Here is a 13,128-nt window from a genome sequence, read left to right on the forward strand (position 1 = left end):
ATACGTCGAGCCAATGGAAGTCCAGATGCCCCGCAGCCCCCTCAGGACCACGTTCCTCATCATGCTCCTCGCGGCGTGCCTGCCCTTTGCCGCCCTGGCCCAGAGCGGCCCGCGCACCGAAGGGGACGTGGCCACCGCCAGCGGCGCCTACGAGGCCGAGGTCCCGGTCCGGGGCCAGAGCGACGCCGATCGCAACGGCGGCTTGTCGCGCGCGCTGGCCGAGGTGCTGGGCAAATTGTCCGGCGACCGCAACATCACCGCCCGTCCGGGCGTGGTGCAGGCCCTGCGCAATGCGAAGGATTACGTGCAGAGCTACGACTACAAGCAGGACCAGAGCACCAGCGCCAGTGGTGCGCCGAACTTCCGCACCCTGTTGGTCGCCCGTTTCCGCGAAGACGACGTGGATGCGATGGTCGCCGCGCTGGGCCTGCCGGTGTGGCCGCAGCCGCGCCCGAAGCCGGTGCTGTGGCTGGCCATCGACGATGGCAGCGGCCCGCGGCTGGTGACCGTGCAGCAGGCCAACGCGGTGCGCCCGGTACTGGCGCGGGCGGTGGAACGCGGCTTCAAGCTGGGCCTGCCGACCGGCAGTACCGCCGAACAGGCGCTGGTAGGTGCGATCTGGCGCCAGGACACCGCTGCGGTGGCGCGGGCGTCGGCCCGTTACGCCCCGCCGATGCAGCTGATCGGCAAGCTCTCGCGCGCGGATGGCGGCTGGACGGCGGACTGGGTGTTCGTCGACAACGGCCGCGAACTGAACAAATGGACCACCAAGGATGCCAACGCCATGCGCGCGATGGCCGGCGGTGCCGACGGCGCGGCCGACGCGCTGGTGCGCCGTTATGCCAAGCCCGGCGCGGCAACCGGCCAGGCCGGCACCTACCGCATCGTGGTGACCGGGATCGACAGCGCCGACGACTACATGCGCCTGGCCGCCGGCCTGCGCGAGGTGCCGGTGGTGCGCAACATCATCCCGCTGCGCGCAGTAGGCAACCGGCTGGAACTGAGCCTTGAAATGACCACCGGCCTTGCCGGGTTGAACCGCATGCTGGGCGAGGACGGCGTGCTGGTGCCGGTCGCGCCGGTGGCGATCACCCTGGACGGTGATGAACAGAATCCGGCCCCGGCCAGCAACGAGTATCGCCTGCGATGATCCACACTCCAGAGGCGGAAATCGCCCTGTTCCTGCGCCGCGTCAAGTTCGTCGCGGTCGCGCTGCTGATCGGCTGGGTGGTCTGGCTGCTGGCGCCCATCCTGACCCCGTTTGTGCTGGCGCTGGCGCTGGCCTGGCTGGGCGATCCGCTGGTGGACCGGATCGAGGCGACCGGGCGTTCGCGCAACACCGGCGTGATCCTGGTGTTCGTGGCGATGGTGCTGGTGATCACCGCGCTGCTGTTGATCCTGGTGCCGATGATCGAGCGCCAGATCAGTACTTTGATCGCTTCCGCGCCGCAGGCCCAGGCCTGGCTGATGGAGAAGGGCATTCCCTGGTTCGAACAGAAGACCGGCCTGGAAGTGATGCAGTGGCTGGATTCGGACCGGGTGATGGAGTACATCCGCAGCCACTGGCAGCAGGCCGGCGGGGTGGCCAAGCAGTTCTTCGGCTATGTGCAGCGTTCCGGCTTTGCGATGGTGACCTGGGTGGTCAACCTGCTGCTGCTGCCGATCCTGGCGTTCTACTTCCTGCGTGACTGGGACCTGCTGGTGGAGCGCGTGCGTTCGGTCATCCCGCGCAACCACGTGGGCACCATCACCCAGCTGGCGCGCGAATCCAACGATGTACTCGGCGCGTTCATCCGTGGCCAGTTCCTGGTGATGATCGCGCTGGGCGTGATCTACGCCGGTGGCCTGACGATGGTCGGCCTGAACCTGGGCCTGTTGATCGGCATCATCGCCGGGCTGATCAGTTTCATTCCCTACCTGGGTGCCACCACCGGCATCCTGATGGCGGTGATCGCTGCACTGGTGCAGTCGCAGGGCTTCGACCTGAAGCTGCTGCTGCTGGTCGGCGTGGTGTTCACCGTGGGCCAGCTGCTGGAAAGCTACGTGCTGACCCCGCGCATCGTCGGCGACAAGATCGGCCTGCATCCGGTGGCGGTGATCTTCGCGGTGATGGCCGGTGGCCAGCTGTTCGGTTTCCTCGGCATGCTGCTGGCGTTGCCGGTGGCGGCAGTCAGCAACGTGCTGCTGCGCTATGCCCACCAGCGCTACCGCGAAAGCGAGCTGTATGCCGGTGAGAAACCGTCGATCGTGCTCGATTCGTACATCGACAAGCAGGTCATCATCGTCGACGGCGCGCCGAAGGGGCCGGAACCGAAGTGAGCGCAGTACCGCAGCTGCCGCTGGCCCTGCATTACCCGCAGGACGAGCGACTGGAAACCTTCATCGGCGCACCGGATGGTGCGCTGGCGCAGCTGCGTGCGATTGCCGTGGGAGCCAGCCCGGACTGGGTGTACCTGGAAGGCGCGGCCGGCACCGGCAAGACCCACCAGGCCCTGGCGATGTGTTCCAACGCCGAACAGGCCGGGCGCACCCCGACCTACGTGCCGCTGAGCGCGGTGGTGGGGCGGGTGCGTGCGGTGCTGGAAGGGCTGGAGCAGCGCGATCTGGTGGTGCTGGATGGGCTGGACGCGGTGGCCGGTGGGCGCGATGACGAGGTAGCGCTGTTCGATTTCCACAATCGTGCGCGCGCTGCCGGTACGGCGGTGATGTACACCGCGCAGGCGGCGCCGGCGGAGCTGGGCCTGGTGTTGCCGGACCTGCGTTCACGGTTGGGGCAGTGCGTGCGCGTGGTGCTGCAGGCGCTGGACGAAGAGGGGCGTGCGGCGGTGCTGCGTGACCGCGCGTTGCGCCGGGGGCTGTCCATCGACGAGGCCTCCATCGAATGGCTGCTGTCCCACTCCGGCCGCGAGCTGGGTGGGCTGATCACGCTGATGGATTGGCTGGACCGCGAATCGCTGGCGGCCAAGCGGCGGATCACCGTGCCGTTCCTGCGCCAGGTACTGGAAGACGGCCGGCCGCGTTATTGATTGGTGGTGGATGCCGGGCTTGCAGCCCGGCGGCCCGCTTTTTTCAAGCCGGAGCAACGTCAACGTCAACAGCCTGCAGGGCTGTGTGTTGGTGGGGCGGGGTGGCTGTGCAGGACACGCCGTGAACCCGTCCATGGGGGCTCGCTTTTCGCATCCATGCGAAAAGACGGTCCTGCACAGCCACCCCGCCCCACCTTCGACAGGTCCACGGTAGCCATGGCGCTCTGGTAGCGCCGACCCATGGTCGGCGGATGGTGGGGAAATGGGATCTGATGGTTTCCGCCGACCATGGCTCGGCGCTAGCGCTTTTCATTTTTCATTACGCGGGTGGCGGCCACCGGAACCTGTCAGGGCGACGGGCGGTGGGGCTGGGCGGGGGCGTTGAGCGCCATGGATGGCGCGAAACGAGGCCCGCATGGATGCGGTTTTTGCCGTCCCCCGACCAGCCCCACCGCCCGGCGCCACCCCCAACGGCAGCTCCAAACCAGCCACCCGCGAGGGGGTCTCACCCGTTCGACCGTCCCAGCTCCAGATCCAGCAATCGCAGCCGATCCACCGTCCCCACATCGGTCCAGCGTCCGCGATGATGCTGCCCCGTGACCGATCCCTGCGCCATGAAGTGCTTCTGCAGCGGCACCACGCTGAACCGCGGCGGCGTGCGTTCGCTTCCCGCTGCGGTGCCGATCACCTGCCGCCAGTTGGCGACGATCGAGGGCCGGTACACGCCGATGCCCGCATAGGTCAGGCAGGCCCCTGCGCGGTCGTGGTGCAGCAGGCCTGCGGCATCCAGGCGGTAATCGCCCTGCGGGTGCTGGGCCGGGTTGTCCACCATCACCAGGTGCGCCTGCCCGGCCGGCTCGCGCGGCAAGGTGGCGAAATCGAAGTCCGTCCAGATATCGCCGTTGACCACCAGGAACGGGGCATCACCGAGCACGGGCAGGGCATTGAGGATGCCGCCGCCGGTTTCCAGCGGGGTGTCGCCTTCGTTGACGAAATGCAGCTGCACGCCCCACTGGCGGCCATCGCCCAGGGTCGGTGCGAAGGCTTCGGCGAGCCAGGAAATATTGACCACCACATCGCGCACGCCAAGCGCGGCCAGCCGCTCCAGGTGCGACACGATCAACGGTTTGCCGGCCACAGGCAGCAACGGTTTGGGGGTGTGCAGGGTGAGCGGGCGCATCCGCTCGCCGAGGCCGGCGGCGAAGATCAGCGCCTTCATCGGGCCAGCACCGGTTCGCCCTGGGCGGCCATCGCCGGCTTGATCCGCGCATCAAGCAGGTGCCGCAGCCCGGCCAGCTCCGGATAGCGCGGCAGTACTTCATCCAGGTAGGCGATGAAGCGCGGCGCATCGTCCAGGTAATGGCCCTTGCCATCGCGGTAGCGCAGGCGGCTGAAGATGCCCAGGCACTTCAGGTGGCGCTGGATGCCCAGCCAGTCGGCATCGCGCAGGAAAACCGCAAGCACCGGCACCGGCAGGCCGGCCGCCAGCGCGCGCTGGTGGTAGCGCGCCAGCCAGCCATCCACGCGCGCCAACGGCCAGCTGAGGAATGCGTCCTTGAACAGGCTGACCGGGTCGTAGGCAATGGGGCCACGCACAAGGTCCTGGAAATCCAGTACCGCCGGGCCATCGGCCACCGGCATCAGGTTGCGCGGCATGAAATCGCGGTGGGTCATCACCTGGGCCTGGCCCAGCGCGTTGTCCATCAGCAACTGCTGCGCGGCCTGCAGGCGCAGGCGGTCGTCGTCGTCCAGGGTGATGCCCAGATGGCGCTGCAGGAACCAGTCGTCGAACAGCCCCGCATCGCGTTGCAGCAGCGCCTCGCCGAAGCGGCCGAAGTCGTCCGGTACCGGCATCTGCTGCAGGCTGAGCAGCTGGTCCATCGCGCGCTCGAACCACGCATCGGCGCTGTCGGCGTCGATGACCTTGGCCAGGGTCGGGCCGCCCAGGTCTTCCAGCAGAAGGAGTCCGGTCTCGATGTCTTCGGCCAGCACAGCCGGTACGCGCAGACCGTGCCCCTGCAGCAGGGCGCGCATGCGCAACCACGGCCGCACGTCTTCCAGGCCGGGTGGGGAGTCCATCACGATGTGGCTGCCACCCCGGCTGGTGGCGCGCCAGTAACTGCGCATGCCCGCATCCACCGACGCGCGGTCCAGCATCGCCTGGTCATCGCCCAACTGTGCGCGTGCCCACTGCAGGCGCTGCGCGGCGCGTTCGGGATGGGAAGCGGGATCGTTCATGCAGGCAGCATCCGGGCGCCCGCAGGCGCCGACATCAGGGGAAGAAAAGAATCAGCGACGGCCGCCGCTGACCAGGCGGAGCAGGGCCAGGATCGCGACCGCGCCCAGTACCGCGCCGAGGAAACCCGCCGGTTCGCCGGCGGCGTACCAGCCCATGTACTGCCCGAACCAGCCGGCCAGCAGCGCGCCGACGATGCCGAGCACGATGGTCAGCAGGCAGCCCATGCGGTTGTTGCCGGGCATGACGAAGCGGCCGAGCAGGCCCACCACGAAGCCGACCAGGATGATGTAGAGCCAGCTGGTGCTGCCGAACAGACCATTCATGGACAGGGAATCCTTTGCAATGAGGGACGCCGCCGGACCGGGCCGGCGGCGTCGCTCACTTTACCCAGTTCAGCAGCAGCCGTGGCCGCCGTGGCGGGTTCCGCTGTCGGCGGCGACCGGCGAACCGCTGGTCTCCCCGCGCAGGCTGGCGGCGTGGTGTTCGCTGATCACCTTGGACACACAGGCGGTCACCTTCTTGCCCATCGGGATGTGCAGGAACTCATTCGGACCGTGTGCATTGGAATGCGGGCCGAGCACGCCGGTGATCATGAACTGTGCGCCGGGGAACTTCTCGCCGAGCATGCCCATGAACGGAATGGAGCCACCTTCGCCCATGTACATGGCCGGCTTGTCGAAGAACATCCGGCTGGCATCGTCGATCGCCTGGGTCAGCCACGGCGACATCGCCGGTGCATTCCAGCCGCTGGACGCCTTCTCCAGCTCCAGCGTCACTTCGGCACCGTTCGGCGGGTCGCGCAGCAGGGCTTCCTTCAGCAGTTCGCCGCAGGCCTTGCCATCGGCGGTGGGCGGCAGGCGCAGCGACAGCTTCACCGCGGTATGCGGGCGCAGCACGTTGCCGGCCGATTCCAGCGACGGCATGCCGCCGATGCCGGTCACCGACAGGGCAGGGCGCCAGGTGCGGTTGAGCACCAGTTCGGTCAGGTCTTCGCTCATCGGCACCAGGCCGTCCACCAGCGGGAACTTGTCGAAGATGGCGGTATCGACGACTTCGGCGGCGCGCTTGGCCTGCTCCAGGCGTTCGGCGGGAATCTCCACCTGCATGCCGTCGATCAGGATGCGGCCGGTGTCCTGGTCCTCGATGCGCGACAGCAACTGGCGCAGCAGGCGGAAGCTGGACGGCACCACGCCGGACGCGTCACCGGAGTGCACGCCTTCGTTGAGCACCTTGACCGAGAAGTTGCCGCCGGTCAGGCCGCGCAGCGAGGTGGTGCACCACAGCTGGTCGTAGTTGGCGCAGCCCGAATCCAGGCACACCACCAGCGACGGCTTGCCGATGCGGTCGGCCAGGTGGTCGACATAGGCGGGCAGGTCGTAGCTGCCGGATTCTTCGCAGGCTTCGATCAGGATCACGCAGCGGGCATGCGGCAGGCCCTGGGCCTGCAGCGCCAGCACCGCGGCCAGCGAGCCGAAGATGGCATAACCGTCATCGGCGCCGCCGCGGCCGTACAGCTTGTCATCGCGCAGCACCGGGATCCACGGGCCCAGGTCATCATCCCAGCCGGTCATTTCCGGCTGCTTGTCCAGATGGCCATACAGCAGCACGGTGTCGTCGCCGGTCTCGCTGCCACTTGCCGGGATTTCCAGGAAAATCAGCGGGGTGCGGCCCTCGAGGCGGACCACGTCGACCTTCAGGCCGGGGATGTCCTGGGCTTTGGCCCAGTTCTCCATCAGGACAACGGCCTGCTCCATGTAGCCGTTCTGCACCCAGTTGGCGTCGAACATCGGCGACTTGTTGGGGATGCGGATGTAATCGACCAGCTGCGGGACGATTTCCTCGTCCCATTTCTGGTTGACGTAGTGGCCGAGCTTGGCGCTGTCCATCTGGAGCTCCGAATTGGAATGACTGATCCGCCCATTCTACGCGTGCGGGAAATGGCCGACTGTGCGCCATAGGGGCGGCTGACGGAGTCGGCCCGTCTTTTCGCAGCAGCGGGGGTAGGAAATTTCCTACACGGCGTCGGGTATTTAGCTGGCTGTTAGAAATGTCACGGACCGATAGTCTGTGTACATGTGGTGACGGACAGTGTCTCTACCGACGGGAATGCCGGTCGGGACAGGTTCGGATCACAAGGAGAACGACGTCGTGCCTTGGTGGATCGTGTTGCGGGCACTGCTTCTGGCGATGGGGATCACGCAGGCCTTTGCGGCCGCGCCGGTCGACATCAACCGGGCAGATGCTTCTGCACTGCAGCAGGGATTGACGATGGTGGGGCCCAGCCGGGCGGCCGCGATCGTCGAGCACAGGCAGCAGCACGGGCCCTTCAAACGCGTCGAGGACTTGACGCAGGTGAAGGGCATAGGGAAAGCCATCGTCGAACGGAATCGACAGCGGATGACGACCGGGGACACGATGTCCCGGGTGGATCCGGTACCCGGACCGGTACCGGTGCGTTCCGTGCCAAGGCGCTGATACAGGGGAATTGTCGCGGTTCGCAGGAAGCGGACCCGGGCCGGCCACGGGACGTGGCGGCAGCGACCGGCGCAGGGAGGCGTCAACCACACCAGGACGGTGGCATCACAGACCTGTGGAAGGGGCTGGGATAAACAACCACGGATGATCGCGGCCTCCGTGCACGGAGCACGCTGCCCCCATCGCAGGATGCGCGGGGCGGCGGGAGGCCGACAAGGACGTTGTCAGGGCCCGGTACGACACATGGCTGTGTCGCCGGGCCTTCTTTTGTTTGCGCCGCCGACACGTTAGCGTGGTGGCTTGCCACGGACTGGATGACCGCGCTGATGCGACTGCTGCAGTGTTCCCTGATGATCGCCACGGCGCTTGCGCTTATCGCTCCCCTGCCGCTGCGGGCGCAGCTGCCCACCCCGGCAGCTGCCGCCAAAGCATCGGCCGAACCGGCCGTGCGCGGACCCACCGACCTCAAGCCTGGTGAATACCTCTGGCACCCGGAGATATCTCCATCGGGCCCCATCGTGCTGGTGGTCAGCCTGGAAGAGCAGCGCGCCTATGTATATCGCAACGGCATCGCCATCGGCCTGAGCACCATCAGTTCGGGAAAGGCGGGCCATGAGACGCCGACCGGGGTGTTCACCATCCTGCAGAAGGACAAGGACCATCGGTCCAACCTCTACAACAGCGCGCCGATGCCCTATATGCAGCGGTTGACCTGGGACGGCATCGCCCTGCATGGCGGCGCACTGCCCGGACACCCGGCGTCGCATGGTTGTGTGCGGCTGCCGCAGGCCTTCGCGCAGAAGCTGTTCAGTGCCACCCAGCGCGGCGATACGGTGGTGGTGGCCGACGCCAAGAGCTCGCCGATGACCCTGGCCTACCCGGCGGTGCTGGCCCCGGTCACCAGCCGGGGCCAATCCTTGCCGGAAGTCCCGGCAAGCGCGGAACAGGCGGCCTACTGGAACGAACAGGACGCCCCGGCGGGGCAGGTGGGCGTGCTGGTGAGCCTGCATGACCAGCGGGTCTACGTGCTGCGCGATGGCGTGTTGATCGGCGAATCACCGCTGGTGGCTTCGGCCTTGCCCGCCTTCGACGGCACCACGCTGTTCGTGATGGGCGAAGGGTATTCCGACCAGCCCAGCCCGCTGGATGCGCACCAGCGGCTGCACCGCTGGACCGCCTATCCGTTGCTGGGGCAGGCCAAAGGACAGGCCACCCCGGACCTGCTGGCCACGCCGTCGCTGCCGATGGCGCTGCCGCCGGATTTCGCCCGCCAGCTGTACGCCGCGCTGGTGCCGGGCACCACCCTGCTGGTGACCTCGCTGCCGGCGGTACGCCCAAGTGCAGCTGAACCGGGCATGCAGCCGGTGTTGGAATCCGAACCGGCCGGGTCCACCCTGTAGGGTCTGAATGGACCTGTTGAACCCGCCCAGATGAAACCGCCACGCCCCCGTTGGCTGGCTGCCCTCGGCCTGTTGACCGCCTGCAGCCTGTCCGCAAGTGCACAGCCGCCGCCGGCTGCGGTGTCCGGCCGTGACCTTGGCGCGATCCTGGCCCGGGTTGCGCCCAACGCCGACCGCAAGGTGCTGCAACTGGCAGCCAGTGCGATGCGCTGCGCGCTGCGCCGGCCCGAACTGGGCGTGGTGCCGGACCGGCTGGGCGTGATCGACTATTCGCGTCCCTCCACCCAGCAGCGCCTGTGGGTATTCGACCTGCGCCGCCAGCGCCTGCTGTTTGAAGAGTGGGTTGCGCATGGGCGCAACAGCGGCGCCGACCGCACCGAGCATTTCTCCAATCGCGAGGGCAGCTTCATGTCCAGCATCGGGGCGTTCACCGCGAAGGAAACCTACGTCGGCGGCAACGGGTATTCGTTGCGCCTGGACGGGCTGGAGCCGGGGTTCAACGACCACGCGCGGGAGCGGGCGATCGTGATCCACGGCGCGCCCTACGTGAATCCTTCCGCCGCACGCCTGCAGGGCCGGCTGGGTCGCAGCCTCGGCTGTCCTGCCGTGCGGCTGACCGTTGCCAAGCCGCTGATCGATGCCCTGAGCGGTGGCACGATGGTATTTGCGTACTACCCCGACCAGGACTGGCTGAAGCGCTCCCAGCTGCTGGACGCCGACTGCGGCGGCAGCCTGGCCAAGCGCTGACCGCACGACGCGTCGTCAACGCGAGGACGGCGCGGCACAATGGGCGCATGAACGCGACCGACATCCTGCAGCACCCCAGCCAGGTGATTCCGACCGTCGACTACCGTCGCGAACGCTGGCGCAATGGCCTGGGCTGGACCCGCGAAATCCTGCGCCTTCCGAGCGACGGCAAAGACTGGGCCGTGCGTCTCTCAATCGCCGAAATTGAATCAGACGCGGCATTTTCCAGCTTCCCGGGCGTGGATCGCGAGCTGGTGCTGCTGCACGGAAACGGGGTGCGCCTGCGCTTTGATGATGGCCGTCTTGAAGAGGTGCTGCCGCCGCATGGGCGGGTCCGTTTCGCCGGTGAGCAGTCCCTGCACGGCGAACTCGTGGATGGCACCACCCACGATTTCAACCTGATGTGGCGTCGCGACACGCTGGCCGCGCAGGTGCTGCACCGGCCCATCGTAGGGCCGATGTATTTCTTCACCGAACCGGACGTGGCCTGGGCCATCCATCTGCTGGCCGGGCAGGCCCGGTTCGACGCCGACGCCGGCCTGCCGCCGATGCAGCAGGGTGACACGGCCTGGCTGGCGGCAGGCGAGCGTCGTCGGCATGCACTGCACGGCGGCGGTGAACTGCTGGCGATCCGGCTGGGTCCGGCGGTGCCGTAGCGCGTGCTTCAGTACACGTCGCGGCGGTAGCGTCCGGCCAGCACCAGCGCCTCTTTTCCTTCGGCGCCCAGCACCTGTTCGATCACCGCGTCCACTGCCGGCGCCATGCCCTGCAGGCTGCCGCAGACCAGGATCGCGGCGCCTTCGTCGACCCACTGGCGCAGCCGCCCGGCTTCTGCCATCAGGCGATCCTGCACATAACGGTGGGCGCCGCCGTCTCGGCTGAACACCGCATCCAGGCGCTCCAGCATGCCGCGCTGCTGCATCTGCACCAGTTCGTCGCCGAAGTGGAAATCGTGCGCGGCATTACGCTCGCCGAACAGCAGCCAGTTGCGGCTGGCTCCGGCCGCTTCGCGTTCGCGCAGGTGCGCGCGCAGCCCGGCGATGCCGGTACCGTTGCCGATCAGGATCAACGGCCGCGTGCTGTCCACGCCGTGGAAATTGGGGTTGCGGCGCAAGCGTAGATCGATCGGGCCGCCGACCGGTGCGACGTCGCACAGCCAACCGCTGCCAATGCCCGGCGTGCCGTCGGCGCGCAGTTGCCGCCGCAGCAGGAGTTCCACCGCGCCGTCGTGCAGGGCCGAGGCAACGGAATATTCGCGATGCGGCAGCGGCTGCAGCATCGACAGCAGGGTCTGCAGGTCGCCACCCGCGGTGACCCCGGGCAAGTGCGAACGTGACAGCCGCGCCTGCAGGGTCTGCCCATCGGCCAGCAGCGTGTCGCCCTGCAGCCGGTGCCGCTGCAGCCATGCCTGCACCACGCCGGGGGCGTGCTGCGGGCCGATCTCGGCGATGTCGCCGGCCTGCCATCGCACCTCGCTGCCAGCTTCCGTTGCTGGCGGCTGCAGCCGCAGCCAGTGCACCGGGCCACCTGCGCTGCCGGGATTGAGATGTTCGCGCCGCAGCAGCGTCCACGCCTGGTAGTCCACCGGACTCCAGTCCGGCTGGTCGCTGGCATCGCCACCCAGTTGGCCCAGTAGTTGCTGCCAGTGGCGCAGGCTGGCCGGGTCGGCGTTGTCCACTTCCACCGTGTCGAACAGCGCGTGCGCACCATGCCGGCGCAGCCAGTCGTCCAGCTGGTGGCCGAACGCACAGTAGTGCGCGTAGCTGTGGTCGCCCAGCGCCAGCACGCCGTAATGCAGGTGGCCCAACGACGGCGTTGCGGTCATCAGCCGGCGCAGGAAGGGCGCGGCGTGGTCGGGCGGATCGCCTTCGCCCGTAGTGCTGGCGATGAACAGCGCGCGTTCGCTGTCTGCCAGCAGGGCGGCATCCAGCTGCTCGATGCTGCGCAAGCGCACTGCCAGGCCGGCACCGCGCAGGGCATCGGCACTGCGTTCGGCCAACTGCGCGGCAAAGCCGGTCTGGCTGGCCCACACCAGCAGGATCGGTCGCTGCGCCGGATCGGTCCGCTCGCGGCGTGGCCGGGTCTGCCACCACAGCAGGGCACACAGCGCGCCGTAACCGCCGACGGCGGCGATCGCGGTCCACAGCGCGGCGCGGCGCGGGGCAAGCTCCCACCCGCTTTCGCCCAGGTGCAGGCGCAGCAGCAGCCAGGCCACGATGGCCAAGGCCAACATCACCAGCAGGTTGCCGAACAGCGCGCGTGACGGGCGCAGGGTCATGGCAGCAACGCCTGGAAGGCAGGGCTGAGCGTTTCCAATGGACCCTCGCTGCTGCGTTCCAGGAAGCGCGCCGCCAACTGCAGGCGGGTCGCCAGTTCCAGCCCGGCATCGCGGCCTAGCACGGTCAGCGCGGTCGCCCATGCATCGGCGTGCATGGCATCGTCGGCGACCACGGTCACCGCCGCGGCCGCGCGCTGTACCGGCAGGCCGCTGCGCGGATCCACGCTGTGGCTGATCGGTTCGCCGTCCTGCTGATAGTGGTGCCAGCGGTCGCCGGAGGTGGCGATCGCCTTGCCGTCCAGTTCCAGCACGCGCGGCGGGGTCGGCGTACGCGCGTCTTCTTCCGGGGCCGATTCCACCAGCACGCGCCATGGCTGGCCATCAGGCTTGCGGCCGTACCCGTGCAGTTCGCCGCCTACTTCCACCAACGCGGCGCTCACGTGCTGGTCCTGCAGCCAGCGCACCACTTCGTCCACGCCGAAGCCCTTGGCAATCGCCGACAGATCCAGTTCCAGCGCGCCGGGCTGCAGCAGTGCATCGCCTTGCCACTGCAGCTTCTGCCAGCCGCAACGGGCGCGGGTCGCTGCGAGTACCTGCGGGTCCGGGCGGGCCCGCGCGGCGGCATGCGCACCGAAACCCCACAGCGCCACCAAGGGGCCGAGCGTGGGATCGAAAGCGCCGTCGCTGGCTGCCGCAACGTCCTGCGCAGCGGCCAGCACCTGGCGGGTCTGCAGCGGCAGTGGATGCCAACTGCCTGCGGCGGCCCGGTTGTAGCGGCTCAGGTTCGACGTCGGTTCCCAGGTGCTCATCTGCGCCACGACACGGTCCAGCTGGGCCTGGATGCCGGCATGCAGCGGATGCAGGTCGCGGCTGCGCGGCACCGCCAATGAAACCGACCAGGACGTGCCCATGGTGGTGCCGCCGAGGCGTGCGATATCGAGTAGCGGGTTGGTCATCAGCGAG

The 13,128-nt window shown here is 68.2% G+C and carries 13 protein-coding genes; 7 read left to right on the forward strand and 6 right to left on the reverse strand.

Annotation, left to right across the window (positions count from 1 at the left end; genetic code table 11):
* Positions 1-13 precede the first annotated feature (13 nt).
* Genes IFT63_RS01720 through hda form a run of 3 tightly spaced genes read left to right on the forward strand, consistent with a single transcriptional unit; the run spans position 14 to position 3,026 of the window.
* Positions 14-1,150 (forward strand): DUF2066 domain-containing protein, encoded by a 1,137-nt coding sequence (locus tag IFT63_RS01720; protein WP_192083063.1) that lies wholly within the window; start codon positions 14-16, stop codon positions 1,148-1,150.
* Positions 1,147-2,319 carry an AI-2E family transporter gene (locus tag IFT63_RS01725; RefSeq protein ID WP_042614653.1) on the forward strand — a complete coding sequence of 391 codons (1,173 nt, stop codon included), beginning with the start codon at positions 1,147-1,149 and terminating at the stop codon, positions 2,317-2,319. The genes IFT63_RS01720 and IFT63_RS01725 overlap by 4 nt, the downstream gene beginning before the upstream one ends.
* The gene (hda, locus tag IFT63_RS01730) at positions 2,316-3,026 is read left to right on the forward strand and encodes a DnaA regulatory inactivator Hda (protein WP_042614654.1); all 711 of its coding nucleotides are present in this window, start codon (positions 2,316-2,318) and stop codon (positions 3,024-3,026) included. The genes IFT63_RS01725 and hda overlap by 4 nt, the downstream gene beginning before the upstream one ends.
* 505 nt (positions 3,027-3,531) lie before the next feature.
* Here hda and murU read toward each other — a convergent pair.
* The 4 genes from murU to IFT63_RS01750 form a co-directional block, all read right to left on the reverse strand.
* Positions 3,532-4,245: an N-acetylmuramate alpha-1-phosphate uridylyltransferase MurU gene (gene murU / locus IFT63_RS01735; RefSeq protein WP_192083064.1), complete on the reverse strand. Its 714-nt coding sequence runs from the start codon at positions 4,243-4,245 to the stop codon at positions 3,532-3,534.
* Positions 4,242-5,264 (reverse strand): phosphotransferase, encoded by a 1,023-nt coding sequence (locus tag IFT63_RS01740; protein ID WP_192083065.1) that lies wholly within the window; start codon positions 5,262-5,264, stop codon positions 4,242-4,244. The genes murU and IFT63_RS01740 overlap by 4 nt, the downstream gene beginning before the upstream one ends.
* A 51-nt stretch (positions 5,265-5,315) precedes the next feature.
* Entirely contained in the window at positions 5,316-5,588 is a 273-nt protein-coding gene (locus IFT63_RS01745; protein ID WP_042615132.1) for a GlsB/YeaQ/YmgE family stress response membrane protein, read from the reverse strand.
* A 69-nt stretch (positions 5,589-5,657) separates the two neighbouring features.
* Positions 5,658-7,151: a M20 family metallopeptidase gene (locus IFT63_RS01750; RefSeq protein WP_192083066.1), complete on the reverse strand. Its 1,494-nt coding sequence runs from the start codon at positions 7,149-7,151 to the stop codon at positions 5,658-5,660.
* 301 nt (positions 7,152-7,452) lie between these two features.
* Here IFT63_RS01750 and IFT63_RS01755 point away from each other — a divergent pair, with 301 nt between their 5' ends.
* The 4 genes from IFT63_RS01755 (at position 7,453) to IFT63_RS01770 (ending at position 10,543) form a co-directional block, all read left to right on the forward strand.
* Complete coding sequence (locus IFT63_RS01755; RefSeq protein ID WP_249404378.1) at positions 7,453-7,740, forward strand: ComEA family DNA-binding protein; 288 nt, start codon at positions 7,453-7,455, stop codon at positions 7,738-7,740.
* Positions 7,741-8,066: 326 nt separating this feature from the next.
* Positions 8,067-9,140 carry a L,D-transpeptidase gene (locus IFT63_RS01760; RefSeq protein ID WP_192083067.1) on the forward strand — a complete coding sequence of 358 codons (1,074 nt, stop codon included), beginning with the start codon at positions 8,067-8,069 and terminating at the stop codon, positions 9,138-9,140.
* Positions 9,141-9,170: 30 nt separating this feature from the next.
* Entirely contained in the window at positions 9,171-9,887 is a 717-nt protein-coding gene (locus IFT63_RS01765; RefSeq protein WP_192083068.1) for a murein L,D-transpeptidase catalytic domain family protein, read from the forward strand.
* Between the two features lie 47 nt (positions 9,888-9,934).
* Positions 9,935-10,543 carry a HutD family protein gene (locus IFT63_RS01770; protein ID WP_192083069.1) on the forward strand — a complete coding sequence of 203 codons (609 nt, stop codon included), beginning with the start codon at positions 9,935-9,937 and terminating at the stop codon, positions 10,541-10,543.
* 8 nt (positions 10,544-10,551) lie between these two features.
* Here the strand turns inward: IFT63_RS01770 and IFT63_RS01775 are convergent, their stop codons facing one another.
* Positions 10,552-12,165 (reverse strand): flavodoxin domain-containing protein, encoded by a 1,614-nt coding sequence (locus IFT63_RS01775; protein ID WP_192083070.1) that lies wholly within the window; start codon positions 12,163-12,165, stop codon positions 10,552-10,554.
* Positions 12,162-13,121 carry an FAD:protein FMN transferase gene (locus IFT63_RS01780; RefSeq protein WP_042615126.1) on the reverse strand — a complete coding sequence of 320 codons (960 nt, stop codon included), beginning with the start codon at positions 13,119-13,121 and terminating at the stop codon, positions 12,162-12,164. The genes IFT63_RS01775 and IFT63_RS01780 overlap by 4 nt, the downstream gene beginning before the upstream one ends.
* Positions 13,122-13,128 lie beyond the last annotated feature (7 nt).

Origin of the sequence: Stenotrophomonas sp. CFBP 13724 (genome assembly GCF_014841975.1) — a bacterium.
Classification (GTDB): Bacteria; Pseudomonadota; Gammaproteobacteria; order Xanthomonadales; family Xanthomonadaceae; genus Stenotrophomonas; species Stenotrophomonas lacuserhaii.